Genomic DNA, 26,637 nt, shown 5'->3' with positions numbered 1-26,637 from the left:
GATTGCTGCGGTCAACCATGCAAATGTTGCGAAAACCAGGCCACCACCCGGGCCATCGGGTTTTCGCCGGCGTGCAGCAGATGCATTTCGTGCACGCCTTTCAGGTGAATCAGGGCCCGCCGAAAAGCGGCTTCGCCGAGGCGGTCAGTGGGGTCGAACAGCATCAGCAATGGGGCGACCAGCAGCTCAAGGGCCTGCAGCCCGGCCCGGTCGATCAGGCCGCCGTGTCCGGCGATCACCTTGACCTGGGTGTCGCGCCGGGCGGCGGTGCGGATGGCGGCCGGCGTGGCATCGCCGCTGGCCAGGATGGCGAGCGACAGGTCCTGCATGTCGCCGTCGTTGCGGATCAGGTCGATGATGTCGAGCAGGCGCTGGCTCAGGCGCGGCACGTTTTGCGTGGCATCCGAAAACTGCGCTTCGCGGGCCGAGAGCAGTTCCATATTGAGGATGGCGTAGCCGCGTGCCGCCAGATTGGCCGCGATCACGGCGTCGACCGGCGCATGGTGGGCGCGGGCGAGCAGGATCAGGCCGCGCGGCTGATCGGGCAGTTCGAGCTGGCCATGCAACTGGCCATGCGGCGTCGAGATCAGCAGGTCGCGCTTCATGGGGCCAGGCGAACCGCAATGCGATGCGCCCCGAAGGCCTTGCCGTCGCGGCCGAGGCTGGCGCCGAAGCGGCCGGCAAGGGCGGTCTGGCAATGCGGACAATGCCCTTCGGCGGTCAGATCGTAACGTCGGATGTCGTACCAGTCGCGGACGATCAGCGCGGCGTGGCAGCTCGGGCAGAAGGTGGTGCCGCCTTCGCTATCATGGACGTTGCCGGTGTAGACGTGGTGCAGGCCAGTATCGAGCGCGATGCGGCGGGCCTGGCTCAGCGTTTCGGGCGGCGTGGCGGGGATGTCGGTCATCTTCCAGTCGGGGTGGAAGGCGGTGAAATGCAGCGGCACATCCGGGCCGAGTTCGCGCATCACCCAATTGGCCAGTTCGTTGATTTCGGCCGGGCTGTCGTTGTTGCCGGGAATCAGCAGCGTGGTGATTTCCACCCAACAATCGGTTTCGTGGTGGAGGTAGGCCAGGGTGTCGAGCACGGGTTGCAAATGGGCGACGCAGAGCTTGTGATAGAAATTCTCGGTGAAGGCCTTTAGATCGACGTTGGCCGCATCCATCACGGCAAAGAATTCGCGGGCCGGTGCCGGATGGATGTAGCCGGCGGTGACAGCGACATTGCGGATGCCCTGTTCGCGGCAGGCGAGGGCGGTGTCGATGGCGTATTCGGCAAAGACCACCGGGTCGTTGTAGGTGTAGGCGACGCTGTCCGCCCCGTAGCGCCGGGCGGCATTGGATATGGCCTGTGGGCTGGCTTCGTCCATCAGGCGGTCCATGTCCTTCGACTTGGAAATGTCCCAGTTCTGGCAGAAGCGGCAGGCCAGATTGCAGCCAGCCGTACCAAACGACAGGATGCTGCTGCCCGGGTAGAAATGGTTGAGCGGCTTTTTTTCAATCGGGTCGATGCAGAAGCCGGACGAGCGACCGTAGGTCGTCAGCTGCATGGCGTTGTTGACCCGCTGGCGAACGAAGCAGGCGCCGCGCTGGCCTTCGTGCAACTGGCAGTCGCGCGGGCAGAGATCGCACTGGATACGGCCGTCGGGCAGGGCGTGCCACCAGCGGCCAGGGTAAAGAGTTTCGTGGGTGCTCATGGGGTGGACTCCTTCCATTTCTGCACCTGGTAGCGTTCGAGCTGGACATCCGGCCCCCAGTAATCGGCGGGTAGCCCGGCTTTCTGCTTGAGGTGGGCCATGAATTTGCGTGCCTCCGGCAGATCCTCCCAAACTTGCGGCAGGAAGGTGGCGCGGTGCCGGCCGGCGGTGAAGATGACGCCGTCGATCCCCGGGCGCAGTTGGGCCAGGGCGTCGGCTTCGTCGTGGAACGCCACTGGCACGGCGGGTGTCAGCAGCGAGACTTCGATCCGGGTAATGGGGACTTCGGCGGCAATCAGCGGCGTGAAGCGCGGATCGCGGAAAGCGGCGTTGCGGGCGTTTTCCTGAACATCCTCGCCGAGTGGACGCCAGGCTTCGAGTGTGCCGATGCAGCCGCGCAGGTGGCCCTGCTGGGTCAGCGTGACGAAGCAGGCGCCCATTTTGTGCAATTCCGGGAGGTCGACCGCCGGCATTGCCGTTTCGCCGAAATGGGCGGCGATGGCGTGGCGGGCGAGGCTGAGCAGGGTCTTGCCGAGTTCATCCATGGCCAGTTTCCGTTTCGTGAAAGGCAAAGGCGGCATAACCGACGACCCGTTCCTTGTCGCCGGCCGTATCGCCGGAGTTGCACAGGTGGATCAGTTGCGGCACCAGCCCGCGCTGGCGGGCAGCGAGCAGCAGGCCGTTGGCCGGGTAGGCGCCGCAGGCCTGTTCGGGGCGGATATGGGTGTCGAGTTGCAGGATGTGCTGGCAGGTGTCGTGGTCGACCTGTCGGGCGCTGGCGTAGGGCAGGAAGTGCGAGAGGTCGGAGCTGACGACGATCAGGGTTTCCGGGCCGCCCCAGAGCAGATCGAGCACTTCGCCGACGGCGCGCGGCGAGGCGTGGCCGACGGCGAGCGGGACCAGCGTAAAATCAGCCAGCACCCGCTGCAGGAAGGGCAGATGCACCTCCAGCGAATGTTCCCAGGCGTGGGCAGTGTCGCTGAAGGAGATCTGCGGCAGTTCGGCCAGCCGGGCGATGGCCTCAAGATCAAGGCGAATATTGCCGAGCGGCGTCGAGAAAAACTCAACCTTGGGCAGGGCCAGGCCGTCGACTGCGACGCGATGTGTCGGGCCGAGTAGGATCACTCGGCGAATCTGCTCGCGCCATGGCTTCAGCGCGGCGTAGGCCATGGCGGCGGTCGAGCCGGAGTAAATGTAGCCGGCGTGCGGCACGATCAGCGCCTTGGGTTGGGCGGTGACGGTGGGCGTGGCATCGGCGAGCAGTTGATCGACGGTAGCAGCCAGCACCGATGGGGTGCCTGGATAAAAGGTGCCGGCCACGGCGGGAGGACGGGTGATGCTCATGATCGTCTCCTTACAACAGCATCAATCCGGCGGCCATGCCGCTGCCGATGGCGATCAGGCCGGGCAGCGCGTAACGGGCGAGATGGCTGCCGCCGATGCTGACGACCAGCCCGATCTTGAAAACCAGGTTGGCCATCAACGCCAGGGTGACGGCGATCACCGCTTCGCCACCGGAGATTTTTTCCAGGTTGAACATGCGCAGCGTGGACAGCACGCTGGCGTCGGCGTCGGTCAGCCCTGAGGCCAGCGCGACGATGTAAAGGCCGCTGTTGCCGGCGATGTCCTGCAGCCAGGCCGAGGCGAGCAGCACGACGGCGTAGAGCAGGCCGAAGGAAATCGCGGTCTTCAGTTCGGTCGGGTTCTTGACTTCAGGCATCGGCAAGGCGCCGCCGGCACTGAGGATCTTCCAGCCGTAGAGCGCCATCACGACGCCGGGCACGATGCCGCAGGCAAAGACGGTGGCAATCGGCGTCACCAGCGCCGGCGCGACGACGCCGGAAATCAGGCCGAGGCGGATCATCACCATGACATTGGCGATCAGGATGACGATCGCCGACATCCGGGTCAGGTCGGCATGGTCACGGGCGTGGCGCGAGAACATCATGGTCGTCGCGGTGGACGAGGCCAGACCGCCAAAAATGCCGAGCAGGGCGGCGCCGTGCCGGGCGCCGATGATGCGCAAGGCGAGATAGCCGCCGAGCGCCAGGCCGGAGATCAGCACCACCATCCACCAGATCTGGCGCGGGTTGATGGCGTTGTATGGGCCGAAATCCTCGCTCGGCAGGATGGGCAGGATGACCAGCGACAGCACCGCGAATTGCAGCATCGAATTGATGTCCTTCGGCGTGGTCCGTTCGCTGAACTGGCGCAGTTCGGCCTTGAAATAGAGCAGGATGGTCGTCGTGATGGCGAGCATCACGGCCAGCGTCGAATAGCCGAACCAGATTGCCGCGCCCAGCCCGTAGGTGACGATGACGGCGGCTTCCGAGGTAAAGCCGCGATACTGCTCTTCCTGCCGCGAGGAAAAGTTGGAGGCGACCATGGCGGCTGAAATGACCAGCAGGCCGGCAACCAGCAGCCACGGACCGCCGGCTTTTTCGCCGAGCAGGGCAAACAGGCAGCCGAGCATGGCAACCAGGGCGAAGGTGCGCAGGCCGGCGGCGGTATCCGGGCGCCGCTCGCGCTCCATACCGACCAGCAGGCCGACCCCCAGTGCCGTTGAGAAAGCCTCGACGGGGCCAGCCAGTTCGGGAACGACGAAGCTCATGCGATTCCTCTTTTATGGTCGTTATTAAGTAAAATTAAGCCATGCCACGTCATTTCGCAATCGTTCCCGCTGCCGGCAGCGGTTCCCGCTTCGGCGCCGAGAAACCCAAACAGTACCTGAGCCTGCTCGGCCGACCACTGATCTTCCACACCCTGGCGGCGCTGGTCGCCTGTCCCGACATCGACCGCGTCTGGGTCGTGCTGGCGCCGGACGACAGCGAATGGGGCCGTTACGACTGGTCCGAACTCGGCGCCAAGCTCGAAACCGTCCGCAGCGGTGGCGCGACCCGGGCCGAGAGCGTCGCCAATGGCCTGCAGGCAGCGGCGATGGTCGCCGCCGAGGATGACTGGGTGCTGGTGCATGACGCGGCCCGGCCCTGCCTGAGCGCCGACATGCTGGCCGCGCTGTTCCATGAACTGGCCGACGACCCGGTCGGCGGCATCCTCGCCGTGCCGGTCGCCGATACCCTGAAGCGGGCCGATGCCAGCCAGCGCGTCGCCGCCACCGAGCCGCGCGATGGCCTGTGGCAGGCGCAGACGCCGCAGATGTTCCGCTACGGTCGACTGGTCGAAGCACTGGAAAAGTGCAGCGCCGTGACCGACGAGGCCGGTGCCATCGAGGCCCTCGGCCTGCCGCCGAAGCTGGTACGGGGCGATACGACCAATCTGAAAGTGACTTACCCGGCTGATCTGGCGTTGGCCGCGATGATATTGAGGGGGCGCAAATGAATTTCCGGGTCGGGCAGGGTTACGACGTCCATAAACTGGTCGAAGGTCGCAAGCTGATTCTGGGCGGTGTCGAGATTCCGCACGCCACCGGCTTGCTCGGCCATTCCGACGCCGATGCGCTGTTGCACGCGATTACCGATGCCTTGCTCGGGGCTGTGGCGCTCGGCGATATCGGCCGCCATTTTCCTGATACCGACCCGCGCTACCAGGGGGCCGACAGCCGTGTCCTGCTGCGGGCCGCCGTCGCCTTGCTGGCAGACAAGGGTTGGCGCCCGGTTAATGTCGATGCGACGCTGATCGCCCAGCAGCCGAAGCTGGCCCCGCACGCCGCGGCGATGGTGGCGAATGTCGCGGTCGACCTTGGAATTGCGGCCGAGTGCGTCAATATCAAGGGCAAGACCAACGAGCGCCTGGGCTACCTCGGCCGCGAAGAGGCGATCGAGGCGCAGGCCATCGTCCTGGTCGAACGTGCCACCTGACGGCCTAGCCGCACCACAAGCCCGGCCGGCCACGGCGCGGGTCTTTTTTGCCTTGTGGCCGCCGGCGGCCATCGTCGAACAACTGGCCGACATTGCTCGTTCGGCGGCCAGCCAGTTGGGTGGCAAGGCGACCCGGCCGGAAAGCATCCACCTGACGCTGGCCTTTCTCGGCGAGGTGGCCGAGAGCCGTCTGCCGCTGCTGGCCCGGACTGCAGCAAGCGTCCGGGCCGCGCCGTTTGAATTGCAAATCGACACCCTCGGCTATTGGTCGCACAACCATCTGCTGTGGGCCGGCTGCTCAGCGGCGCCATCTGAATTGCCCGGGCTGGCCGCGGCCTTGCAACAGCAACTGGCCGCGGCCGGTTTTGTCGTGGCCGATGCCGGCCGACCGTTTGCGCCGCACCTGAGTCTGCTGCGCAAGATTCCCGTCGCCCATCCGCCGAAAATACTTCCGCCCATAGTGCCGCTCGCCTGGTCGTGCACCGGCTTTGTTCTGGTACGCTCCCAGCTATCGGCCAGTGGCCCTGAATACAAGATACTCGCGGAGTTTCCGCTCGTTCCATGATCAAGAAAATTCCGGTCAATCTGCTTGAGCCCGGCATGTATGTCAGCGACTTCAATGCCGGCTGGTTGCACCATCCGTTCACCTTTAACAGCTTGATGATTTCGTCCGAAGACGATGTCGCCCGCGTGCTGGCAGCGGGGATTCGCGAGTTGTTCATCGATACCGAGCGCGGCCGGGATGTCGGTGACGGCGCGCCCACCGCGCAGGAGGCGGCGGCGGAAACTGGACAGCAGATCGAGCAGATGGCGATGACGGCGCGGCCGCTGACGCCGGAACCCCGCGTTTCGCTGGCCGAGGAAATGAATCGGGCCCGCTTGGCGTTCGGCGAGGCGGTGAAGATCATCCGCAACCTGATGGAAGACGCCCGGCTCGGTCGCCAGGTCGAGGTGGTTACCGCCAAGCCGAGTATCGAAAAAATCGTCGCCTCGGTGATGCGCAACAGTTCGGCGATGATGACCATGCGCCGCCTGAAAAGCCTGGACGATTACACCTTCCTGCATTCGGTCGGCGTCTGCACCATGCTGGCCAGCTTTGCCAAGGTGGTCGATATGGAAATCAATTCGATCCACGATATCGTGCTTGGCGGCCTGATTCACGATATCGGCAAGATGCGGGTGGCCCAGGCCGTGCTCAATAAGCCGGCCCGGCTCAACGAGGAGGAACTGCGCCACATCAAATCTCATGTCGTGCTCGGCTCCGATTTGATGCATCAGTTGCCGGGCATCCCGGTCCTGGCCATGCAGCCGCTCGAATTGCATCATGAACGCTACGACGGCAGCGGCTACCCGAAAGGCCTGAAAGGCGATGAAATCCCGTCGGTCGGACGGATGGCGGCGATTGTCGATGTCTACGATGCGATCACCTCCAACCGCGTTTATCGCAAGGGCATCTCGCCGGCGCTGGCGGTGCAGAAGCTGTTCGAATGGAGCCAGCATCATTTCGACCCGGAAATGACTAAGGTTTTCCTGAAGAGTGTCGGCATCTATCCGATCGGGACGCTGGTCCGGCTGGAGAGCGGGCGCCTGGGGGTGGTGGTCGAGCAGTCCGAGACGCACCTGCTGACGCCGGTGGTACGGGTGATGTACGACGGCCGGCGCCAGCACTACATCGCGCCCGAGGATGTCGATCTGTCGCGGCCGGTCGGTTCGGGGGGCGGCGACCGGATCGTCAGTTTTGAGTCGGCAGAAAAAATGGGTATCGATATTTCGCGGTTTCTGCAGTAGCCGAAAATAATACACAGGGGGCTGTTTGACGGAGCAGGGGGAATCGGAAAGCAGTGCAATCCTGCGGGTGCTCTTGGTTGACGCCAATGCCCGGGATGCGCAACGTCTGCTCGACGCACTAAAAGGCGGCGGGCACGCGGTCTATTCGCGACAAGTCGCGTTGCGCAGCGAAATCGGGGAGGCGCTGAACGGCGAAGCCTGGGATATTGCCGTGCTCAGTTGCGCCTTGCCGGATATCGAGCCAGTCGAGGCGCTCGATCTGGTCGCCGAACTGGCGCCCGGCTTGCCGGTCGTCCTCGCCATCGCGCGCGGTCAAAAGCTGTTTCCGGTCGAGTTGCTGGAAAACGGTGCTTGCGATTTCGTTTTCAAAAGCAACCCGTCACGTCTGCTGCCGGTCGTCGAACGTGAATGCGCCCGGCTGCGGCTGCGCCAGAACCAGGCGCCGTCGATGCCCGAGGTGCCGGTCGACGAATGCGCAGCGCGCTTCCTGCAACTGGCCAGCAATGTGCCTGAGTGCTACTGGCTGACCGATGCCGAAACCCGGCGCGTCACTTTCGTCAGCAAGGGCTACGCGCAAATCTGGGGGCGCTATGTCGAAGCCCTCTACGCCGATCCGATGGACTGGCTGAAACATGTCCATACCGATGATCAGCAGCGTTTGACGCAGGCTTTCCAGCAGCATCGTCATGGCGGCCTCGACGAGCGCTTTCGCATCCTGCGCCCGGATGGCGGCGTGCGCTGGCTGCATGCGCGCACCTTTCCGGTCCGCGACGAGGCCGGTACGGTTGTCAGCATCGGCGGGGTGGCAAGCGACGTCACCAGTCTGCTGGCCGATCAGCGTCAGTTGCCGTTTTTTGCCCATTTCGATGCGTTGACCGCGCTGCCCAACCAACTGATGTTCTACGATCAGGCCCGGCACCTGATTGCGCTGGCCCGACGCACGGCCTTGTCGGTCGGCATCATGGTGGTCGATATCGATCATTTCCGCGAGCTTAACCAGACTCTGGGCCATACCGCCGGCGATGAACTGCTGCGCCAGATTGGCGCCCGTCTGTCCGGCTCGCTGCGCGAATCGGACAGCATCGGGCGGATTGGAGGAGATGTCTTTGTCATCCTGCTGCCCGATGCGCCGGATAGTCAGTTCGCGGCCACGGTGGCGCGCCGCATCATCGATACGCTGATCCTGCCGATGCGGGTCGAAGGACAGGAAGTCTTCGCCACCGCCAGCATCGGCATCGCCTTCTTCCCGGCTGATGGCGACACGGCACATGAACTGGTCTCGCATGCCGAAGTGGCGGTCCGCCATGCCAAGAGCCAGGGGCGCAACACCTACCAATTTTATTCCGGGCAGATGCGGGACGACATTCGCGATCGGCTATTCCTCGAAAGCGAACTGCGCAATGCCTCGCTGCGCAACGAGTTCGTGCTGCATTACCAGCCCAAGGTCAGTTGCGCCAACGGTCGGATCACCGGGGCCGAGGCACTGCTGCGCTGGAATCATCCGCGGCGCGGCATCGTGCCGCCCGATCAGTTCATTCCGATGCTCGAAGAGACCGGCCTGATCGTCCCGGTCGGGCGCTGGGTGCTGCAGGAGGCCTGTCGCCAGACCGTGCTCTGGCAGCAGGCCGGGCTCGACATGCCGAGCATTTCGGTCAACTTGTCGGCGCGCCAGTTGCTGTCCGACACGCTGCTCGGCGACATTCGCGAAACCCTGGCCCTGAGCGGCCTGAAGCCGGCCTGCCTGGATCTTGAAATTACCGAGAGCATGCTGATGCAGAATGCCGATACAGCAATCCGCACGCTTTTTGCGCTCAAGGAAGCGGGTGTCAGCATTTCGCTCGACGATTTTGGCACCGGTTATTCCAGCCTGGCTTACTTGAAGCGGTTCCCGCTCGATGCCGTCAAGGTCGATCGCTCCTTTGTCCAGGATATCGCGGCCGATTCCGACGATGCCTCGATTACCCGGGCGGTGATCACCATGGCCCACCACCTGAAATTGAAGGTCGTCGCCGAAGGGGTCGAAACGCCGGAACAACTGGCGCTGCTCATTTCGCACCAGTGCGACATCATTCAGGGCTACTTCTTCTCGCGACCGCTGGCGGTGCCCGAGATGAGCGAGCTGCTGGCCGCCGACAAGTGCCTGCCGGCCAGCCTGCTGCGTTCGGGCACGCGCAAGCCGATGGCGCTGTTCGTTGCGGTGGATGGCTGTGAAGAGGTCATTTCCATGCTCGACCGCGACGGGCACCGGGTGTGCACGGCGAATGACATCGAGGCGGTGACGCAGTGGTTCGCCGCCAATCTGGTCGACGTGCTGGTCTGCGGTTCGCCGCGCAAGGGGTTTGATACCGCCGGCGTGATACGCCTGGCAGCGCAGATGCAACCGCTCTGCGAGCGCATCCTGCTGGCCGGCGGCCGGGAGTGGAACCGCAAGCTGGTCACCGAACTGAGCGCCTCCGGTCTGGTCCATCGGGTGATCCATCTGCCCTTCGAGGCGACCGCCTTCCGGCATACGGTCGAGGAGGCCCTGGAACAGCGCCGGATCAGCGAGGACTACAGTCGTCTGTCGCACGAGGTCGAACAGGCCGAGCGCAAGCTGCTCCATGCCGAAGAAGAGCGGCGCCGGCTTGAACTGCAGAATCAGCTTTTGCAGACCACCGAAGCGCAGGGCTATGGCATCTTGCAGGAACTGCTGGCGGAAATGTCAGGGCCGGTATTCGGTGTCGATGATGCGGGGATGCTGGTGCTGGTCAACGATGCCGCGCTGAAGGCCTTCGCCGAACGGCGGCTGGCGATCGGTGAGCGGCTGCGAGACTTGTTGCCGGAGTTGCCATTGCTTGGCGACAATGCAGATGCCCGAATCAATCATGCACACTATGCCTGCCGCTGGCGGCAGATCGGCGCGGGAGCCTCGCCTGGCGGCTGGCTCCTGCTGCTTGAGGGGAGAGGCCAATGAAAGTTGTCGAAATTTTGCCGCTCAGCGATGCTGTCGTCGGCCTGCGGCTGGCCGCCGCCGTGCTGGATGAAGCCGGTCATGTGCTGGTGCCGGCCGGGGCGGAACTCAGCGAAAGCATATTGCAGGGCCTGCAACGGCGGGAGATCGCCGAAATTTCCGTCGAGCACGACGTCGAGGAAGATCCGGCGGCGCAGGCGGCCTATCGGGCCAAGTTGGCCGCTCAGCTGGACCACATATTTCGCAAGGCGGGGGACGGTGACGAGACCCGGGCGCTCTATCAGGCTGTGCTCGATTACCGCATGGAGCATCGTTCATGAACCAGCTCAACCGTGATCAGGTCGTCGCCCGGCTCAAGCAGTTGCCGTCCTTGCCGTCTGCCGTGACCGAATTGCTGGCTTCCTTCAGCAAGGAAGACATCGATATTTCGCAGATCGCCCATCAGATTGCCTGCGACCAGGGTTTGACCGCCCGCGTCCTGCGCGTTGCCAACTCCTCGTTCTACGGTTTGCAGAGCCGGGTCGGGACGATCAATGAGGCGGTGGTGGTTCTCGGTTTTCGGGCCGTGCGCAGCATGGTGCTGGCGGTTGGTATGAGCGGTGCCTTTCGGCCAGAGCAGTGCCCGGGTTTCGATGCCCCTGCCTATCTGCGCCATTGCGTCGCGGTCGGCCTTGCGGCCCGGGCGATCGCGCCCCTGGCCGGGCATAACGCCGAGCTCGCCTTCACCGCCGGTATCCTGCACGACATCGGTGAACTGGTGCTGGCTTCCAACTTTTCGCCGCAGTACGTCGCAGTGCTCGCTTACCGCAAGCAGCATGACTGTTTCCTGGTCGAGGCCGAGCGCGACGTGCTGGGCATGGACCACGCCGAGGTCGGCGGCCTGCTGGCCGAAACCTGGCGTTTTCCCGATTCCCTGCACGAGGCGGTGGCCGACCACCATGCGCCAGCCGGGGCGCCGGCGAGTTCATTGGCCGACCTGATCCATCTGGCCGATGCCATGGCTCATGCCCTCGGCTTGTCCCGCCAGCCGGAGGAAATGCTGATGCCGCTCGATCGCACCGCCTGGAACCGGCTCGGCATGGATCAGGCCAAGCTGGCCACGCTGCTGCCGCAGATCGAGCGGAGCATGGAAGAAACCTGTCAGGCGCTTAGCGGCTGATCGGCAGACTCAAGCGGGCGAGCAGGCCGCCATCCGGGTTGGCCAGCAGCTCGAAACGGCCGCCGTGCAGGCGCGCCACCCGCTCGACGATGGCCAGGCCTAGGCCGGTGCCGCTGGCGTTGGTGCGCGCCGTGTCGAGCCGGGTGAACGGGCGCTTCAGGCGTTCCACTTCGCCTGCCGGAATGCCCGGCCCGCGATCGCTGATTTCGACCCGGATTTCATTGTCCACCGCAGCAGCCTTCAGCGTGACGTCGCCGCCACCGTATTTCCAGGCATTGTCGAGCAGATTGGTCAGCGCCCGGGTCAAGGCTTTCGGGCGCAGTCTGATATCGGGCAGCGGGGCAAGCTCCAGCGCCAGCGGGCGGCCGATGTAGCCCTGGCGTTCGGCCAGCGTCGCGAGCAGGGCGGTGAGGTCGGTCGGCTCGGCGGCTTCGCCGGATTCGGCGCGGGCGTAGTCCATGAACTGCGAGATCACGGCTTCCATCTGTTCGATGTCGGCGACCACCGCCTGGCGGGCGCTGTCGTCGCTGACGCTGAGCTCGGCTTCGAGGCGAAGCCGGGTCAGTGGCGTGCGCAGGTCGTGCGATATGCCGGCAAGCACTTCCGAGCGATCCTTGTCATGGCGTTCGAGATCGGCCGCCATCGCATTGAAGGCGGTGGCCAGCCGGCGCAGTTCGACGGCCCCGTCTTCCGGAAGGGGGGGCGGCCTCTGGCCCCGACCGACCGCTTCGGCCGACTTGGCCATGGCTTTCAGCGGCCGGCTGATCCTTGAGGCGATCAGCCAGGCGACGGCGAGGGCGAGCAGGGTGGCGAGCAGGCCCCAGGTCAGCCAGTGGCTGGCAAAGCTGCGCGCCGCACGTTCGCGCGGCAGGATCAACCAGTATTCCTCGTCATCGTGTTCTTCCAGCCGGAAGCTGACCCAGAAGCCGCGCACGCCATCGACACTGGCCGCGATCCGCGTGTGGTCGCCGAGCCGGCTGGCCAGTTCGCGTTGCAGCAGGCGGTGGAAGCGGCTGTCGGGCATCGCCTCGATCTCATCTTCCGGCTCGGCCGGCAGCAGGCGGATGCCTTCGCGGGTCGAAAATTCGTTGAACAGCCCGAGGCGCTTTTCCGGAGCGGCGGCGAATAGCGAGGCGCGGATCAGGTTCACCGCGGAGGCGGCCAGTTGCGCCGTTTCCCGGGCGCGCGGCTCGGCGTCCATGTAGCGGAACAGGCTGAGCCAGGCAGCCGTGGTCAGCAGCACCAGCATGGCCAGCAACAGGAAGGTGCGAGCCAGCAGCGAGCGCGGCATCATGCGTCGCGTGCGGTGCCGTCCGGGACGAAAACGTAACCGAAGCCCCAGACCGTCTGCAGGTAGCGCGGCTGGGCCGGATCGACTTCGATCAGCTTGCGCAGCCGGGAGACCTGAACGTCGATGGCACGGTCGAACGGCCCTTGTTCGCGGCCGCGAGCCAGCGTCATCAGCTTGTCGCGGGAGAGCGGCTGGCGCGGGTGGTGAAGCAGCACCTTGAGGACGGCAAACTCGCCGGTGGTCAGCGGGAGCAGTTCGTCGCCGCGTTTCAATGTCCGGGCGGCGAGGTCGACTTCGAGATTGCCGAAGCGGATATTTTCGGCTCCATCATCTGGTGCACCGGGGGGGCGGTTGCCCTGGCGGCGCAGCACGGCATGGATGCGGGCGAGCAATTCGCGCGGGTTGAAGGGCTTCGGCAAGTAGTCGTCGGCTCCCATTTCGAGCCCGACAATGCGGTCCACTTCGTCGCCTTTGGCGGTCAGCATGATGATCGGTGTCAGGTCGCCGGTGCCGCGCAGGCGGCGACAGATGCTCAGGCCATCTTCGCCCGGCATCATCAGGTCGAGCACGATCAGATGAAAATGTTCGCGGCTGCGCAGCTTGTCCATTTGCTGGCCGTCGGCCACCGCCTTGACGTCAAAGCCCTGCTCGCCGAGGTAGCGGGTCAGCAGGTCGCGCAGGCGGGCGTCGTCGTCGACGACGAGAAGGTGGGTGTTTTGTTCGCTCATGCAGGCAAGGATAATTGCAGACGGTGAATGAAGCGCAATAAATGGTAACAAGGATTGTCGGACCGGCTCCGGGAAACATATTTTTACATCTCGCTCGCCTTGTCTGGCGGCCTGCGATGGACAATGATCGCACCTGCACATCGAAACGCTCGTCATCGCCATGAAACGCCGGATTCTCCTCCCCACCTTGTTGCTCCTGGGTCTGCTCGGCCCGGTGGGTGGCGTATGGGCCGACGGGCAGTGGCGGGACTTGCCGCCCGAGGAGCGCCGGCAAATGCGGCAGCAGATGCGCGAACACTGGCAGCAGGATCGCGAGTTCCGCCGTGAAGAAGGTGGGCCCCGACGCTGGCAGGATGTGCCGCCGGAAGACCGGCGCCGCATGCGCGAGGAAATGCGCGAACAGCGTGCCGTTCAGGAGCGGGAAGGGCGAGATGGACGGCGGGATAACTAAGGCGTTCGCTGGCTGCCGCGGCATTTGTTAGCGCCGCCTGGCGCAATGCCTTGCCCCGGCCAGGCTGCCGCTCCGGTAAAATGCGGCCCCATGCTGATCCTTGCTCTCGAAACCTCCACCGAACTTGGCTCCTGCGCGCTGTGGCGCGACGGCCAGATCACCGAACGCTTTTGCCCGGCCGGTCGCTCGCATTCCGAAACCCTGTTGCCGTTGGTCCGCGAACTGCTCGGCGAAGCGGGCCTGAAGATTGCCCTGCTCGATGCCATCGCCTTCGGTGTTGGCCCGGGCGCCTTTACCGGCCTGCGGGTGGCTTGCGGTGCTGCCCAGGGCCTGGCGGTGGCGGCCGATATTCCGCTGATTCCCATCACCAGTCTGGCCGCCATTGCTGAACTGAGCGCCGCCGAGCGGGTGCTGGCCTTGCTCGATGCGCGGATGGGCGAGGTGTACGCCGGTACCTACAGGCGCGACGGCGATACCTATCAATTGCAAGGCGAAATCCGGGTGGCCGCACCGGGTGATATCGAGCTGCCTGCCGATGCCGGCTGGCTGGCCTGCGGCAATGCCGCAGCGGCTTATCCGGCCTTGCAGGAACGCCTGATTGCGGCCGGCATTACGACGCAGGCCGGCATTCTGCCGACCGCGGCGGCGCTGGTCCGCCTTGCTGCGTCGCAAGCGGTGCGCGGCGAATGGATCGATGCCGCGCTGGCGGCGCCGCTCTATGTTCGCGACAAGGTGGCCAAGACCGTGGCCGAGCGCCTGAGCGAGGGGGGGCGGGCGTGAGCGTACCGAATATCGCCGCCGAATTTTTTCCGATGAACGAGCGCGACCTTGACAGCGTCGCAGCGCTCGAAGCATCGCTCCAGGCATTCCCGTGGTCGCGCGGCAATTTCGCCGATTCGCTGACGGCTGGTCACAGTGTCTGGGTTTGCCGGCTGGGCGGTGACCTGATCGGTTTTTCGGTCGTCATGTCGGTCATTGACGAAGCGCACCTGCTCAATATCGGAGTCTGCCAGCGTTACCAGGGGCTGGGCTACGGCGCCCGGCTGTTGCGGCACGCCATGGAATGCGCGCGACTCGGCGGCGCGAACAAGCTCTTCCTCGAAGTTCGGCCGTCGAATGAGCGGGCGGTCGATCTGTACCACCATTTCGGCTTTCGCCAGATCGGCCTGCGCAAGGGCTACTATCCGGCCGCCATCGGGCGCGAGGATGGGCTGGTTTTTGACAAGGAACTGGCATGAGTCTGAGCCGCGAACAAATGCTCGTCGAAATGGGCATTTCGCCAATCTGGAAGCTGCGCGAGACGGCGCAAGCCGTTGAGCCGGCGGAATCGCCGGTAGAGATGCCCATCGAAGCGGCACCATCTGTCGAGGCAAGACCTTCGCCGCCACCGCTTGATAAACCTGCCTCGCAACCGCCGGCATCGCCGCCTGCTGTTGCGCTCCAAGCGGCGAATGCTGCGGTCGACGCCATGAATTGGCCGGAATTGACCCGGGCGGTTGCCGAGTGCCGGGCCTGCCCGCTCTGTCAGCAACGAAAGCAGGCCGTGCTCGGTGTCGGCGATCTCAATCCCGACTGGCTGTTCATTGGTGAAGGCCCGGGCGCCGACGAGGATGTGCAGGGTGAGCCGTTTGTCGGCCAGGCCGGCAAGCTGCTCGACAACATGCTGGCCGCGCTCAATATTGCGCGTGGTAACAAGGTCTACATCGGCAATGCGGTGAAATGCCGGCCACCCGGCAACCGTACGCCGGAAGCGGCCGAGATGGCCGCCTGCCGACCTTATCTCGAACGCCAGATCGCGCTGCTCAAGCCGAAGATCATCGTGTTGCTCGGTAAGGCCGCAGTGCATTCGCTGCTGCACGACGATAAGGCGCTCGGAACGATGCGTGGCAAACGTTTCGAATATGCGGGAATACCGGTGGTGGTGACCTATCATCCGGCCTATCTGCTGCGCAATCTGCCGGAAAAGGCGAAGGCCTGGGAAGATCTGCTGTTTGCGCGGCGTCTGCTGCGCGATCAGGCGGTGCCCGAACTGCCTTTCTGAACGCTGCGCCCGGTTCGCCTGGCGGCGAGCCGGGGGTCAGTGATGGGCGCTGTCGTCGAGGTGCTGGACGTCGTCCTGTGCCGCCTGGTTGGCGATGTGGCGCTGACGGATCATGTACATCAGGCCGCTGACGAACAGACCGAACAGCGTGACAACCCAGTAGATCGACAGGTCCATCTTGATCATCATGTAGTAGAGCCCAGTCATGATCAGGATCGACAGGTTTTCGTTGAAGTTCTGGACAGCGATCGAGTGACCGGCGCCCATTAGGATGTGGCCGCGATGCTGGAGCAGGGCGTTCATCGGCACGACGAAGAAGCCGGACAGGGCGCCGATGACGATCAACAGTGGAATGGCCATCCACATCTGGTGCACAAAGTTCATCACCAGCACGATCAGGCCCATTGCGATACCGAGCGGAATGACCCGCACCGACTTGCGCAAGGTGATGAACTTGGCGGCGAGTATTGCGCCGACCGCGACGCCGACGGCAACAACCCCCTGCAGCATCGATGACTTGGAGAGGTCGAGGTTGAGTGCCACTTCGGACCACTTGATGACGATGAATTGCAGCGTTGCCCCAGCCCCCCAGAACAGGGTTGTCACGGCCAGTGAAATCTGGCCCAGCTTGTCGCGCCAGAGCAGCGCCAGGCAGTGATTGAATTCGTGGATCAGGTAAATCGGGTTTTTCTTCAGCGGCTTGTGATCGACCCCGGTATCCGGCACGTACAGATTGAAGATCGCGGCCAGGACGTAAAGCACGGCAACCACGGTCAGTGCCATTTCGCCGACCGTGTCGATGCCGGTGGTGATCAGCGGGAAGTCGAAGGCGAGCAGGGTTTGGGCAACCTCCGGGCGGATCAGCGTGCCGCCGATGACGACGCCGAGGATGATGGCGCCGACCGTCAGGCCTTCGATCCAGCCGTTGGCGACGACCAGCAGGCGATGCGGCAGGTATTCGGTGAGGATGCCGTACTTGGCCGGCGAGTAGGCGGCAGCACCGAGGCCGACCACGGCATAGGCGACCAGTGGATGGGCGCCGAAGAACATCAAGGAGCAGCCGGCGATCTTGATTGTGTTGCTGATGAACATCACCCGCCATTTCGGCATCGAGTCGGCAAAGGCGCCGACAAAGGCCGCCAGCAGCACATAAGAGACGGTGAAAAAAGTCTTCAGCAGCGGCTCATACTCGGATGGCGCATGCATTTCACGCAGCGCGGCGATGGCGGCAATCAGCAGGGCGTTGTCAGCCAGCGCGGAAAAAAACTGCGCGGCCATGATGATGTAGAAGCCAAACGGCACGAGTGTCTTGTCTCTTATATAACTTTGGTCGAGGTTTATACCACGCTTTGCGCGGGACGCAAGGCTTGCGGCGCCTTTCGAGTTGTGCATGTTGGCTGCTTGGCGTTGGAGAGAAAGCCACACTAAGGCGCAATCGTTAAGCGAAGGTGACAGCCTTTATTCCGACTTGGTGTAAACAAAAAAGCGCTCCGAAGAGCGCTTTGGGAGGGCGGGTCTGATTAGACTGCTTTGCGGCGTCGCATCGAAGCGGCCATTGCCAAACCCAGTCCGGCAAGAGCCAAGGTGCCTGGCTCGGGGACGCTATTGTTTTGATCGATGGTAATAATGGTTGATACCTTGGACCAGCTATTATTCACTGAGTTTTGGTCGCCATTCCAGCTAAACCAGGCGAAATCGAGCTCTCCCCAGCCCGGGCCGTCACTATTCCATTTGTTGCCGGCAATATTGAAAGTACCGAAACCAGATAGCCCGGCTAAGGTCACGGTCTCTGCTTCAATATTGTTCGAGCCATCAAAAGCGATAAGTTCGTTAAGGCTAAGGATTCCGTCTGAATTGGCGTCGCTGCCCGAAAATATCCCAGTTCCCCACTGGCCACTCTCGGTGTTGACAGTGAAGGAGACGGTCGTGGCATTCGCTGTGAGTGAGGCGGTGGACAAAATCAGAGCCGCGATGGTTGAGGTTATTAGCTTCATATACTTCCCCTTGCTTTTGGTTGGCTTGGCCATCTTAAGCATAAATTACACCATGCAAAAATAGCATTGTTTTAATTGTGAATTTTTTGATTTCAGAGTGTTTTATAATTTGACTGTAAAGAAAATCGACACTACTGATGATCGGGTAGAATCAGTAATCGCAAACCGGTATAACCAAGGGTTAAGTTGATTGTCATTTTTGAAAAATTATGTGGAAAATTTGCAGATCCATTGTTGCTGGCCTTGATCTAGTACTTGAGCTTCAAATTGATTGCGAGCTACCCGTTTGTTAGATTTGTGTCAGATTCATGCCCAAAAATGGGGGGCGACTATGATTGAATATCGCCCACACACCTCAAGGGAGAGAAATCATGGCTGACCGGCGCTTGCAAGTCTTTCATGCCGTTGCCAAGCACCTCAGTTTCACCCGGGCGGCCGACGCCTTGTTCATGACGCAGCCGGCCGTCACCTTTCAGATCAAACAGCTGGAAGAGCAATACAGCACCCGCTTGTTCGAGCGGCGCCACGGCAGCATCTCGCTGACCCCGGCCGGGGAGCTGGTCCTCGGTTACGCCGAGCGGATCCTGGCCTTGTCGGACGAAATGGAAACCCGCCTTTCCGAAATGACCGGCGAAATGCGCGGCCCCTTGCTGGTCGGGGCCAGCACGACGATTGCCGAATTCATGCTGCCGCGCGTGCTGGGCGAGTTCAACGCACTCTATCCGCAGGTCCGGGCCAGGCTGATTGTCGCCAATTCCGAGAGCATTGAAAGCAGGGTCGCCGAACATACGCTGGATGTTGGCCTGATCGAGGCGCCGGCCAAGCTATCCGGCCTGAACAGCCAGATCTGCTGCGAGGACGAGTTGCTGGTCATCTGCGCCCCTGACTACCCGCTGGCCACGCTGAAGTCGGTGACTCCCAAGGTGCTGGCCGATTACGAATACATCTCCCGCGAACCGGGCTCGGGAACCCGGGAAATCAGCGATGCCTATTTCGCCGCCAATCAGGTGCCGCTTGAAAACCTGAAAACACAGATGGAACTGGGCAGCCCGGAGGCATTGAAAGGGGTGGTGTCGACCGGCCTCGGCTTCGCCATCGTGTCGCGGGCCGTGGTCGCCAAGGAAACCCGACTGGGCGCCTTGGCCTCGGTGCCGCTGAACCCGCCGCTGACGCGTAGCCTCTATCTGGTGCATCCGCAGGATCGCTTCCAGTCGCGCCTGACGACAACCTTTATCGATTTTGCCAAGAAGAAGCTCCGAGAACTGGCTTTATGAAAACCTCACGACCGATCCGCGCCCGTATTTCCGGCGCCGCCATCCGGCATAACTATCGACTGGTCAAAAAACTGGCGCCGAACTCGAAGGCGTGGGCGGTGATCAAGGCCAATGCCTATGGTCACGGTCAATGGCGGGCGCTGGCTGCCTTGCGCGACGAGGCCGACGGCTTCGCCATGCTGGAATGTGAAAATGCGGTGGCCTTGCGTGAATCGGGGATTACTCAGCCCATTCTGCTGCTGGAGGGCATCTTCAGTGCGCGCGATGTGCGGGCCGTGGTCGAGCATCGGCTGACGACGGTGATTCACTGTCAGGAACAGTTGGAATTGCTGCTCCAGGCCGGCAAATTCGAAGCGCCGTTGGCGATCTACCTGAAATTGAATACCGGCATGAACCGCCTTGGCTTCACTGCGGCCAACCTGCCGCGGGCTCTCGAAATGCTGCGCCAAGTGCCGACGCTTGAGGTCAGCCTGATGACCCATTTTGCCGAAGCCGATGGCGAGCGCGGCATCGACTGGCAAATGGCGCGCTTTTCCAAACTGGCCGGCAACTGGTCCGGGCCGCGCTGCCTGGCCAATTCGGCGGCAATCATTCGTTACCCGGCGACGCATACCGAGTGGGTGCGGCCGGGCATCGTGCTCTACGGGGCCAGCCCGTTTGCCGACCAGAGTGCGGCCGATCTCGGCCTGCAGCCGGCGATGACACTGGAGAGCGCGATCATCGGCGTGCAGGAATTGGCGGCCGGTGAGCGAGTCGGTTACGGCGGCACCTTCACTGCCGAGCGGCCGATGCGGATTGGTGTCGTTGCCTGCGGTTACGCCGACGGTTACCCGCGCCATGCACCGAGCGGTACGCCGATTGCCGTGATGGGCAAGCGGACGCGGACCATCGGCCGGGTTTCGATGGACATGCTGGCCTGCGATCTGACCGATATTCCCGAAGCTGGCATCGGCGCGCCGGTCACCTTGTGGGGCGCGGGAATTGCCGGTCCTGTGCCGGCCGACGAGGTGGCGAGCGCCGCCGGGACCATCGCTTATGAACTGTTCTGTGCCCTGGCTCCCCGCGTGCCGCTTGCGGTCGACGAGGTTTAAATGGCAAAAATCAAATCGATCTACAGTTGCACCGAATGCGGTGCGACCAGCCCGAAGTGGCAGGGGCAGTGCCCCGGCTGCAACCAGTGGAATACGCTGGTCGAAACGGTGGCCGAGAAGGCATCGAGCAATCATCGTTTCGAGTCGCTGGCGCCGAGTGCCAAATTGCAGAATTTGTCGGAAATCGAGGCGCGCGAGACGGAGCGCATCGCGACCAGCATCGGCGAATTCGATCGGGCGCTCGGTGGCGGCCTGGTGCCGGGCGGGGTGGTACTGATTGGCGGCGATCCTGGCATCGGCAAGAGCACCTTGCTGCTGCAGGCGCTGTCACACCTGTCGGTCGGCCACAAGGTGCTCTATATCAGCGGCGAGGAGTCGGGCGAACAGGTGGCCTTGCGTGCCCGTCGCCTCAGCCTCGATACGCGACGCCTGCAACTGATGGCCGAGATCAATCTGGAGCGTATTTTGGCCACCCTGCAGGCAGAACGCCCTGAAGTGGCGGTGGTCGATTCGATCCAGACCATGTGGTCCGACGAGCTTTCCAGTGCTCCCGGTTCGGTGGCACAGGTTCGCGAGTGCTCTGCACAACTGACGCGGCTGGCCAAACAGCTGGGCATCACCATCATCCTGGTCGGTCACGTCACCAAGGAAGGAGCGCTGGCCGGGCCGCGTGTGCTCGAACACATCGTCGATACGGTGTTGTACTTCGAGGGCGATACCCATTCCAGTTTCCGGCTGGTGCGCGCCTTCAAGAATCGTTTTGGTGCGGTCAACGAGCTCGGCGTCTTTGCGATGACTGACAAGGGGCTGAAAGGCGTCAACAACCCGTCGGCCCTGTTCCTGTCGCAGCATGGGCAGGACGTCGCCGGTTCCTGCGTGATGGTGACGCAGGAAGGAACGCGGCCGCTGCTGGTCGAGATCCAGGCGCTGGTCGACAGCGCCCATGGCAATCCGCGGCGGCTAACCGTCGGTCTGGATGCGCAGCGCCTGGCCATGCTGCTGGCCGTGCTGCACCGGCATGCCGGCATCGTTTGCTTCGATCAGGACGTCTTCGTCAATGCGGTAGGGGGGGTCAAGATTATTGAGCCGGCGGCCGACCTGGCAGTCTTGTTGTCGATTTCTTCTTCATTGAAAAACAAGCCCTTGCCGTCGAAACTCGTCGTCTTTGGCGAAGTCGGCCTGGCTGGCGAGATTCGCCCGGCGCCGCGTGGCCAGGAGCGTTTGAAGGAGGCGGCCAAGCTCGGCTTCACCCGGGCACTGATTCCCGAGGCCAATCGACCGAAGCAAGGCATTGACGGCATGGAGGTGATTGGCGTCAAACGGGTCGAGGAGGCGGTAGCCCGCATACGCGAGTTGGAATAAGCTGTCGGAAGCATCCCTTTCGGCATATATGTTCAATCTCTCGCGTTACTTCTCGACGGTCAGTTTCATCCTTATCGTGCTGGCTGCCGGCATTCTCGGGCCGCTTTACCGCCAGTTGGCAATCCAGCAGATGACCGAACTGGCCGAGGACCGCAACGTGGCGATGGCCCAGGTCTTCAGGAATTCGCTGACGACCCCGCTGGAGGCGCTGATGCTGGCCTCGATCGGCAAGGATGCTGCCTTTCTGCGGCAATCCGGGGAGGAGCGGCAGATGCAGGCCAGCGTTACCGCCCTGATGCGGAATACGGCAGTGGTCAAGGTGAAGCTGTATAACCGCCTCGGTACGGTCATCTTCTCGACCGATCCGGAGCAGATAGGCGAGAACCGTTTCGATAACAACGGTTTTCGCACGGCCATGCATGGCAACGTGAGCAGCGAACTAATTTTGCGCGACTCGCCCTACGGCACGGATAGGGGATTGGCCGAAGCCGATACGCTGGCCAGCTATATCCCGGTGCGCGGTACAAATGCGGCGATCGAAGGCGTACTCGAGCTCTATCAGGATGTGACTCCCTTCATGCAGTTGCTGAGCCGCACCCTGTGGTGGGTGACGGGCGGCGTTGCCTGTATTTTTGGCGGGCTTTACCTGATGCAGTTCCTGGTCGTGCGCCGGGCCCAGAAAATCCTGACCGACCAGGAAGGGCGCATCAAGGCGGCGCGCGACACCCTGGAAATCCAGGTCGAAGCGCGGACGATCGAGCTGAAGCGGACCAACAAGCAGCTCGAAGCTGAGATCGCCGAGCGTCGCCAAGCCGAAAGCAAGCTCAATTATCTGGCCTACCACGATCCGCTGACCGGGCTGGCCAATCGCCGCTGCTTCATCGAGCGCCTCGACCAAAGCCTGCTTGATGCTGAAAGGAATGACCAGCGTCTGGCCGTACTCTTCGTCGATCTCGACCAGTTCAAGCAGGTCAACGACTCGCTCGGGCACAGCGTTGGCGATGAACTGCTCGTTGCCGTCGCCGCCCGCATCGGTGACAACGTCAAGTTGATCGACATGCTGGCCCGCCTCGGCGGCGACGAGTTCATCTGCCTGATGGAAGGTGTGCACGACGAGCGCGATGTGGCGACGCTGGCCGAGGAAATCGTCGATGTCTTCGAGCAGCCTTTCCAGTTGGGCAGCCATGAACTGTTCCTGTCGACCTCGGTCGGCATCAGCCTTTTCCCGGGCGACGGGCAAAGCGTGGTCGACCTGATGCGCAATGCCGATACCGCGATGTATCGCGCCAAGGCCATCGGGCGCGGCCAGTTCCACTTTTATACCCCGGAAATGACGCGCGATGCCCAGGCGCGCATCCGGATGGAAAACCTGCTGCGCCGGGCGCTGGAAAACGGCGAAATGTCCGTCCATCTGCAACCGCAGGTCGATACGCAGACCGGCGTATTGGTCGGCGCCGAGGCGCTGGTTCGCTGGAACAGTCCGGAGCTGGGCAGCGTTCCGCCATCGCGTTTCATCCCGCTGGCCGAGGATTCCGGCATTATCGTCAGCCTCGGTAACTGGGTGTTGCGCGAAACCTGCCGGCAGGTCATGCAGTGGCAGGGCAGCGGCTTCGATCTGCCGCAGGTCTCGGTCAATCTCTCGGTCAAGCAATTGGAAAGACCGGAGTTCATCGATACCCTCGATCAGGTCCTGGTCGATACCGGCATGGACCCGGCCCGCCTCAAGCTGGAGATCACCGAGTCGGTCGTGATGGCGGTGAGCGATGCCTTCGAGTTGCTGGAGCGTTTGCGCCGCCTTGGCATCACGCTGGCGCTCGACGATTTCGGCACCGGCTACTCGTCGCTCAGCTACCTGAAAATGCTGCCGGTGCAGCAACTGAAAATTGATCAGTCCTTCGTCGTCGGCATCGGCAGCAATCCGGGCGACGAAGCGATCATCCGCTCGGTGATGGCGCTGGCCCGGAGCCTCGACTTCGAAGTGGTGGCCGAGGGCGTCGAAACCGCCGAGCAGGCCGATTTCCTCGCTGCACTGGGCTGTCACCAATTGCAGGGCTATCTGCATGGCCGGGCGGTGGCACCGGCCGAGTTCCGGGCACGCTGGTCGGTCGTCGCATGATCGGGTTGGCCCGGCGCATGCTCGGCCGCGAACTTCGCTCCGGCGAGTTGCGTCTGCTCTTTGCCGCATTGGTGGTAGCGGTGGCGGCGGTAACGGCAGTCGGTTTCTTTGCCGACCGCGTCCGCCTGGCGCTGGACGGCGAAGCACAACAACTGATGGGCGGCGACCTGGTGCTGATTGCCGACCAGCCGTGGCCGAGCGTCGTGATTGACGAGGCGCGCCGGCGTGGGCTGGTGCTGGCCGAAACGCTGACATTCCCGAGCATGGTGCTGGCCAACGGCCAGGCCCAGCTGGCCGACATCAAGGCGGTGAGCAGCAGCTACCCGCTGCGCGGTCGCCTGTCGGCGGCGCAGCAAATTGGCGAGCCGGGCCAGCCGGTCGGGCAAGGGCCACAGCCCGGCAGCGTCTGGCTCGATGAACGGCTGGCTACCGCCCTGCAGGCGGCGCCGGGCGATCAGGTGACTTTGGGGCAGCGCCAGTTGCAGGTTGCCGCCATCCTGACCCAGGAGCCGGATCGCAGCTTCAATCTGTTTGCGCTGGCGCCGCGGTTGTTGATGCACGTCGATGACATTGCGTCGAGCGGGCTGGTGCAGTTCGGCTCGCGCGTCACCTACCGCCGCTTGCTGACCGGTGAGCCGAAAGCGGTGGCCGGCTTCCGGAAGTGGCTGGAGGCGCGTCTGTCCCGCGGTCAACGCCTCGAAGATGCGCAAAATGCCCGGCCCGAGATTCGCAGCGCGCTCGACCGGGCACAGCGTTTCCTTGGCTTGGCCAGCTTGCTGACTGTGGTGCTGTCCGCCGTTTCCGTCGCCCTGGCCGCCCGGCGCTACATGCAGCGCCACCTCGATGCCTGTGCCGTGATGCGCTGCTTCGGCATCACCCAGTTCGGCCTGATCCGCTTGCATGCCGCCTTGTTCATCTGGCTGGCGCTGCTCGCCATAGGGCTGGGTGCGGCGCTGGGTTTTGCCACCCATTTCGTGCTGCTGCGCTGGCTCGGCAGCTTGCTGGCGATCGATCTGCCCCTGCCGGGCTGGCTGCCGCTCGGGCAGGGCGCCGCGGTGGCAGCGGTGCTGTTGTTCGGTTTTGCCTTTCCGCCGCTGTTGCAACTGAGCAAGGTGCCGACCCTGCGCGTCTTGCGCCGCGAGCTCGGGCCGCCGACGCCTTTCCTGCTCGGCGGTTACGCGCTGGGCCTGCTTTTGCTGGCCGGCCTGATGGTGCTGGTCGCCGGCGACCGCCGGCTCGGTGGCCTGGCCGTGCTCGGCTTTGCCGGGGCGCTGCTGGTCTTCTGGTCGCTCGCTCGGCTGGCGGTTGGGGCGATTGCCGGCCTGCGCAGTGGCGGCGGCTTCGGCTGGCGCCAGGGGCTGGCCAGTCTGGCCCGGCATCGCTCGGCCAGCGCCCTGCAGATCGTCGCACTGGCCGTCGGCCTGATGGCGATGCTGTTGCTGACCGTGATCCGCGGTCAACTGCTCGAAACCTGGCAAAAAGCAGTGCCGACCGATGCCCCGAATCGTTTTGTCATCAACATCCAGCCCGATCAATTGCCCAGCCTGGGCGAGCGCCTGGCGCAGGCCGGCATCAAGGCCGAGCTGTCGCCGATGGTGCGCGCCCGGCTGATCGAGATCGGCGGGCGGCCGGTCAGTGCGGCCAGCTACCCGGATGACGAGCGGGCGCAGCGCCTGATCGAGCGCGAGTTCAACCTGTCCTGGCGCAGCGATCCGCCGCCCGGCAACCGGCTGGTCGCCGGCCGCTGGTTCGGGCCGAACGACGCCGGACAGGGGCTGGCCTCGGTCGAGGAAGGGCTGGCCCAAACCCTGGGCATCGGGCTCGGCAACGAACTGGTCTTCATGGTCGCCGGCCAGGAAGAACGGGTTGTCGTCAGTAGCTTGCGCAAGCTGGATTGGGATTCGATGCGCGTCAATTTCTTCGTGCTGACCCCGCCCGGCGTCATCGATGACGCGCCGGCCAGTTACATCACCAGCTTCCATCTGCCTGAGGCGCAACAGGCCTTCGGGCGCCAACTGATCATGCAGTTTCCCAACCTGACCATCATCGATGTCGGCGCCGTGCTCCGCCAGTTCCAGGGCGTCGTCGGCCAGGTGGCCGGTGCTGTGCAGTTCATCTTTTTGTTCACGCTGGCGGCCGGCGCCATCGTGCTCTATTCGGCGCTGGTCAGCGCTTTCGACGAGCGGCGTTACGAACTGGCGATCATGCGCGCCCTCGGGGCGCATCGCCGGCAGTTGCGGCAGGCCATGTTGACCGAGCTGGCGGTGACCGGGGCGACGGCCGGCCTGATCGCCGCCATGGGTGCCAGTGCGCTCGGCCAGGTCATTGCCCGCCGGGTCTTCGAGTTGAGCCTGCCCTTCGATCCGCTCTTGCTGCTGTACTCGGCCGCGGGGGGCGCGGTGCTGAGCGTGGCGGTCGGCTGGCTGGCCATGCGCCGCCTGCTGCAGACGCCGCCCTTGCTGGCGCTGCGGGCCGGGGCCTAAAAGTCCAGCTCGGTCACGTTGTGCGGGCCGAGGCGCTGGTAGCGGATGCTTTTGCTCATGCCCTGGATCAGGCCGAGGCCGAGACCGCCGACTGCTGCGGTCGACGCTGTTGCAGGGGCAATTTTGCCCGGGTCGAACGGGGCGGCCTGGTCGATGTAGCGCAGGGTCAGGCGGTCGCCGGCACGACTCAGTCCGATCCGGACGGGCGCTTCACATTCGCCGCCGTAACCGTGCGCAATGCTATTGGTGAACAGCTCTTCGACGACCAGTTGCAGGCGTTCGCAGGCACCGGCCGGACAGCCGAATTCGGCCGTCTGGCGGGCGATTTCGCGCATCAGGCCAGGCAGTTCGGCGTAACGCGCGCTGACAGAAAATTCCGTAAAATGGGCAGACAT

Annotated in this window: 26 protein-coding genes; 16 read left to right on the top strand and 10 right to left on the bottom strand. The window is 63.6% G+C overall.

What is annotated here, in order from left to right:
* Nucleotides 1–11: 11 nt before the first annotated feature.
* Genes AT959_RS21315 through AT959_RS19280 form a run of 5 tightly spaced genes read right to left on the bottom strand, consistent with a single transcriptional unit; the run spans nucleotide 12 to nucleotide 4,307 of the window.
* Nucleotides 12–605 carry a dienelactone hydrolase family protein gene (locus tag AT959_RS21315; protein WP_066887054.1) on the bottom strand — a complete coding sequence of 198 codons (594 nt, stop codon included), beginning with the start codon at nucleotides 603–605 and terminating at the stop codon, nucleotides 12–14.
* Complete coding sequence (amrS, locus tag AT959_RS19295) at nucleotides 602–1,696, bottom strand: AmmeMemoRadiSam system radical SAM enzyme (RefSeq protein ID WP_066887051.1); 1,095 nt, start codon at nucleotides 1,694–1,696, stop codon at nucleotides 602–604. Before amrS ends, AT959_RS21315 begins: the two co-directional genes overlap by 4 nt.
* Nucleotides 1,693–2,241, bottom strand: coding sequence for an AmmeMemoRadiSam system protein A (gene amrA / locus AT959_RS19290; protein ID WP_066887049.1), 549 nt, complete (start codon nucleotides 2,239–2,241; stop codon nucleotides 1,693–1,695). The genes amrS and amrA overlap by 4 nt, the downstream gene beginning before the upstream one ends.
* The gene (gene amrB / locus AT959_RS19285; RefSeq protein WP_066887047.1) at nucleotides 2,234–3,040 is read right to left on the bottom strand and encodes an AmmeMemoRadiSam system protein B; all 807 of its coding nucleotides are present in this window, start codon (nucleotides 3,038–3,040) and stop codon (nucleotides 2,234–2,236) included. The genes amrA and amrB overlap by 8 nt, the downstream gene beginning before the upstream one ends.
* A 10-nt stretch (nucleotides 3,041–3,050) precedes the next feature.
* The gene (locus AT959_RS19280) at nucleotides 3,051–4,307 is read right to left on the bottom strand and encodes an MgtC/SapB family protein (protein ID WP_066887045.1); all 1,257 of its coding nucleotides are present in this window, start codon (nucleotides 4,305–4,307) and stop codon (nucleotides 3,051–3,053) included.
* Nucleotides 4,308–4,348: 41 nt separating this feature from the next.
* Here AT959_RS19280 and ispD point away from each other — a divergent pair, with 41 nt between their 5' ends.
* The 7 genes from ispD (at nucleotide 4,349) to AT959_RS19245 (ending at nucleotide 11,411) form a co-directional block, all read left to right on the top strand.
* The gene (ispD, locus tag AT959_RS19275) at nucleotides 4,349–5,035 is read left to right on the top strand and encodes a 2-C-methyl-D-erythritol 4-phosphate cytidylyltransferase (protein WP_066887044.1); all 687 of its coding nucleotides are present in this window, start codon (nucleotides 4,349–4,351) and stop codon (nucleotides 5,033–5,035) included.
* Nucleotides 5,032–5,514: a 2-C-methyl-D-erythritol 2,4-cyclodiphosphate synthase gene (ispF, locus tag AT959_RS19270; RefSeq protein ID WP_066887042.1), complete on the top strand. Its 483-nt coding sequence runs from the start codon at nucleotides 5,032–5,034 to the stop codon at nucleotides 5,512–5,514. Before ispD ends, ispF begins: the two co-directional genes overlap by 4 nt.
* The gene (thpR, locus tag AT959_RS19265) at nucleotides 5,504–6,079 is read left to right on the top strand and encodes an RNA 2',3'-cyclic phosphodiesterase (RefSeq protein WP_066887039.1); all 576 of its coding nucleotides are present in this window, start codon (nucleotides 5,504–5,506) and stop codon (nucleotides 6,077–6,079) included. Before ispF ends, thpR begins: the two co-directional genes overlap by 11 nt.
* A complete protein-coding gene (locus AT959_RS19260; protein ID WP_066887036.1) occupies nucleotides 6,076–7,302 on the top strand; it encodes an HD-GYP domain-containing protein in 1,227 nt (408 codons plus the stop codon). Before thpR ends, AT959_RS19260 begins: the two co-directional genes overlap by 4 nt.
* A gap of 67 nt (nucleotides 7,303–7,369) precedes the next feature.
* On the top strand, nucleotides 7,370–10,255 hold the full coding sequence (locus tag AT959_RS19255; protein WP_157651367.1) for an EAL domain-containing protein: 2,886 nt from the start codon (nucleotides 7,370–7,372) through the stop codon (nucleotides 10,253–10,255).
* Entirely contained in the window at nucleotides 10,252–10,572 is a 321-nt protein-coding gene (locus AT959_RS19250) for a hypothetical protein (RefSeq protein WP_066887031.1), read from the top strand. The genes AT959_RS19255 and AT959_RS19250 overlap by 4 nt, the downstream gene beginning before the upstream one ends.
* Nucleotides 10,569–11,411, top strand: a complete 843-nt coding sequence (locus AT959_RS19245; RefSeq protein ID WP_066887028.1) for an HDOD domain-containing protein — start codon at nucleotides 10,569–10,571, stop codon at nucleotides 11,409–11,411. Before AT959_RS19250 ends, AT959_RS19245 begins: the two co-directional genes overlap by 4 nt.
* On the opposite strand, the gene AT959_RS19240 is transcribed toward AT959_RS19245, so the two are convergent.
* Nucleotides 11,401–12,705, bottom strand: a complete 1,305-nt coding sequence (locus tag AT959_RS19240) for an ATP-binding protein (protein ID WP_240481896.1) — start codon at nucleotides 12,703–12,705, stop codon at nucleotides 11,401–11,403. The genes AT959_RS19245 and AT959_RS19240 overlap by 11 nt on opposite strands.
* On the bottom strand, nucleotides 12,702–13,430 hold the full coding sequence (gene ompR, locus AT959_RS19235; RefSeq protein WP_066887026.1) for an osmolarity response regulator transcription factor OmpR: 729 nt from the start codon (nucleotides 13,428–13,430) through the stop codon (nucleotides 12,702–12,704). The genes AT959_RS19240 and ompR overlap by 4 nt, the downstream gene beginning before the upstream one ends.
* Before the next feature lie 274 nt (nucleotides 13,431–13,704).
* Between ompR and AT959_RS21310 the strand changes: the two genes are divergently transcribed.
* The 4 genes from AT959_RS21310 (at nucleotide 13,705) to AT959_RS19215 (ending at nucleotide 15,922) form a co-directional block, all read left to right on the top strand.
* Nucleotides 13,705–13,881 carry a hypothetical protein gene (locus AT959_RS21310; protein WP_157651366.1) on the top strand — a complete coding sequence of 59 codons (177 nt, stop codon included), beginning with the start codon at nucleotides 13,705–13,707 and terminating at the stop codon, nucleotides 13,879–13,881.
* Nucleotides 13,882–13,971: 90 nt separating this feature from the next.
* Complete coding sequence (gene tsaB / locus AT959_RS19225) at nucleotides 13,972–14,661, top strand: tRNA (adenosine(37)-N6)-threonylcarbamoyltransferase complex dimerization subunit type 1 TsaB (protein WP_066887021.1); 690 nt, start codon at nucleotides 13,972–13,974, stop codon at nucleotides 14,659–14,661.
* Entirely contained in the window at nucleotides 14,658–15,119 is a 462-nt protein-coding gene (gene rimI / locus AT959_RS19220; RefSeq protein ID WP_240481895.1) for a ribosomal protein S18-alanine N-acetyltransferase, read from the top strand. The genes tsaB and rimI overlap by 4 nt, the downstream gene beginning before the upstream one ends.
* Nucleotides 15,116–15,922: a uracil-DNA glycosylase gene (locus AT959_RS19215; RefSeq protein WP_066887018.1), complete on the top strand. Its 807-nt coding sequence runs from the start codon at nucleotides 15,116–15,118 to the stop codon at nucleotides 15,920–15,922. Before rimI ends, AT959_RS19215 begins: the two co-directional genes overlap by 4 nt.
* A gap of 36 nt (nucleotides 15,923–15,958) precedes the next feature.
* On the opposite strand, the gene lplT is transcribed toward AT959_RS19215, so the two are convergent.
* Both lplT and AT959_RS19205 read right to left on the bottom strand, forming a co-directional pair.
* Nucleotides 15,959–17,224 carry a lysophospholipid transporter LplT gene (gene lplT, locus AT959_RS19210; protein ID WP_066887015.1) on the bottom strand — a complete coding sequence of 422 codons (1,266 nt, stop codon included), beginning with the start codon at nucleotides 17,222–17,224 and terminating at the stop codon, nucleotides 15,959–15,961.
* Nucleotides 17,225–17,442: 218 nt separating this feature from the next.
* Nucleotides 17,443–17,958, bottom strand: coding sequence for a PEP-CTERM sorting domain-containing protein (locus AT959_RS19205; RefSeq protein ID WP_066887012.1), 516 nt, complete (start codon nucleotides 17,956–17,958; stop codon nucleotides 17,443–17,445).
* 329 nt (nucleotides 17,959–18,287) lie between these two features.
* On the opposite strand from AT959_RS19205, the gene AT959_RS19200 reads away from it, so the two are divergent.
* The 5 genes from AT959_RS19200 to AT959_RS19180 are packed head-to-tail and all read left to right on the top strand — an operon-like array spanning nucleotide 18,288 to nucleotide 26,242.
* A complete protein-coding gene (locus AT959_RS19200) occupies nucleotides 18,288–19,190 on the top strand; it encodes a LysR family transcriptional regulator (RefSeq protein WP_066887009.1) in 903 nt (300 codons plus the stop codon).
* Complete coding sequence (alr, locus tag AT959_RS19195) at nucleotides 19,187–20,281, top strand: alanine racemase (RefSeq protein WP_066886999.1); 1,095 nt, start codon at nucleotides 19,187–19,189, stop codon at nucleotides 20,279–20,281. The genes AT959_RS19200 and alr overlap by 4 nt, the downstream gene beginning before the upstream one ends.
* A complete protein-coding gene (radA, locus tag AT959_RS19190) occupies nucleotides 20,282–21,643 on the top strand; it encodes a DNA repair protein RadA (RefSeq protein ID WP_066886995.1) in 1,362 nt (453 codons plus the stop codon).
* A 28-nt stretch (nucleotides 21,644–21,671) separates the two neighbouring features.
* A complete protein-coding gene (locus tag AT959_RS19185) occupies nucleotides 21,672–23,759 on the top strand; it encodes a putative bifunctional diguanylate cyclase/phosphodiesterase (protein WP_066886992.1) in 2,088 nt (695 codons plus the stop codon).
* On the top strand, nucleotides 23,756–26,242 hold the full coding sequence (locus AT959_RS19180) for an ABC transporter permease (protein WP_066886989.1): 2,487 nt from the start codon (nucleotides 23,756–23,758) through the stop codon (nucleotides 26,240–26,242). The genes AT959_RS19185 and AT959_RS19180 overlap by 4 nt, the downstream gene beginning before the upstream one ends.
* Here the strand turns inward: AT959_RS19180 and AT959_RS19175 are convergent.
* Nucleotides 26,239–26,637, bottom strand: coding sequence for an ATP-binding protein (locus AT959_RS19175; RefSeq protein WP_066886987.1), 399 nt, complete (start codon nucleotides 26,635–26,637; stop codon nucleotides 26,239–26,241). The two genes, AT959_RS19180 and AT959_RS19175, sit on opposite strands and share 4 nt — an antisense overlap.

This window comes from Dechloromonas denitrificans (assembly GCF_001551835.1).
Taxonomy (GTDB): domain Bacteria; phylum Pseudomonadota; class Gammaproteobacteria; order Burkholderiales; family Rhodocyclaceae; genus Azonexus; species Azonexus denitrificans.
Note: the sequence above shows the minus strand (reverse complement) of the source record. Positions and strands in the feature narration are given on the sequence as shown.

Coding starts and splice junctions, on each gene's coding strand:
- AT959_RS21315 (WP_066887054.1), bottom strand. CDS start 605: ATGAAGCGCGACCTGCTGATCTCGACGCCGCATGGCCAGTTGCATGGC.
- amrS (WP_066887051.1), bottom strand. CDS start 1,696: ATGAGCACCCACGAAACTCTTTACCCTGGCCGCTGGTGGCACGCCCTG.
- amrA (WP_066887049.1), bottom strand. CDS start 2,241: ATGGATGAACTCGGCAAGACCCTGCTCAGCCTCGCCCGCCACGCCATC.
- amrB (WP_066887047.1), bottom strand. CDS start 3,040: ATGAGCATCACCCGTCCTCCCGCCGTGGCCGGCACCTTTTATCCAGGC.
- AT959_RS19280 (WP_066887045.1), bottom strand. CDS start 4,307: ATGAGCTTCGTCGTTCCCGAACTGGCTGGCCCCGTCGAGGCTTTCTCA.
- ispD (WP_066887044.1), top strand. CDS start 4,349: ATGCCACGTCATTTCGCAATCGTTCCCGCTGCCGGCAGCGGTTCCCGC.
- ispF (WP_066887042.1), top strand. CDS start 5,032: ATGAATTTCCGGGTCGGGCAGGGTTACGACGTCCATAAACTGGTCGAA.
- AT959_RS19260 (WP_066887036.1), top strand. CDS start 6,076: ATGATCAAGAAAATTCCGGTCAATCTGCTTGAGCCCGGCATGTATGTC.
- AT959_RS19250 (WP_066887031.1), top strand. CDS start 10,252: ATGAAAGTTGTCGAAATTTTGCCGCTCAGCGATGCTGTCGTCGGCCTG.
- AT959_RS19245 (WP_066887028.1), top strand. CDS start 10,569: ATGAACCAGCTCAACCGTGATCAGGTCGTCGCCCGGCTCAAGCAGTTG.
- AT959_RS19240 (WP_240481896.1), bottom strand. CDS start 12,705: ATGATGCCGCGCTCGCTGCTGGCTCGCACCTTCCTGTTGCTGGCCATG.
- ompR (WP_066887026.1), bottom strand. CDS start 13,430: ATGAGCGAACAAAACACCCACCTTCTCGTCGTCGACGACGACGCCCGC.
- AT959_RS21310 (WP_157651366.1), top strand. CDS start 13,705: ATGCGGCAGCAGATGCGCGAACACTGGCAGCAGGATCGCGAGTTCCGC.
- tsaB (WP_066887021.1), top strand. CDS start 13,972: ATGCTGATCCTTGCTCTCGAAACCTCCACCGAACTTGGCTCCTGCGCG.
- AT959_RS19215 (WP_066887018.1), top strand. CDS start 15,116: ATGAGTCTGAGCCGCGAACAAATGCTCGTCGAAATGGGCATTTCGCCA.
- AT959_RS19205 (WP_066887012.1), bottom strand. CDS start 17,958: ATGCTTAAGATGGCCAAGCCAACCAAAAGCAAGGGGAAGTATATGAAG.
- AT959_RS19200 (WP_066887009.1), top strand. CDS start 18,288: ATGGCTGACCGGCGCTTGCAAGTCTTTCATGCCGTTGCCAAGCACCTC.
- alr (WP_066886999.1), top strand. CDS start 19,187: ATGAAAACCTCACGACCGATCCGCGCCCGTATTTCCGGCGCCGCCATC.
- radA (WP_066886995.1), top strand. CDS start 20,282: ATGGCAAAAATCAAATCGATCTACAGTTGCACCGAATGCGGTGCGACC.
- AT959_RS19185 (WP_066886992.1), top strand. CDS start 21,672: ATGTTCAATCTCTCGCGTTACTTCTCGACGGTCAGTTTCATCCTTATC.
- AT959_RS19180 (WP_066886989.1), top strand. CDS start 23,756: ATGATCGGGTTGGCCCGGCGCATGCTCGGCCGCGAACTTCGCTCCGGC.
- AT959_RS19175 (WP_066886987.1), bottom strand. CDS start 26,637: ATGTCTGCCCATTTTACGGAATTTTCTGTCAGCGCGCGTTACGCCGAA.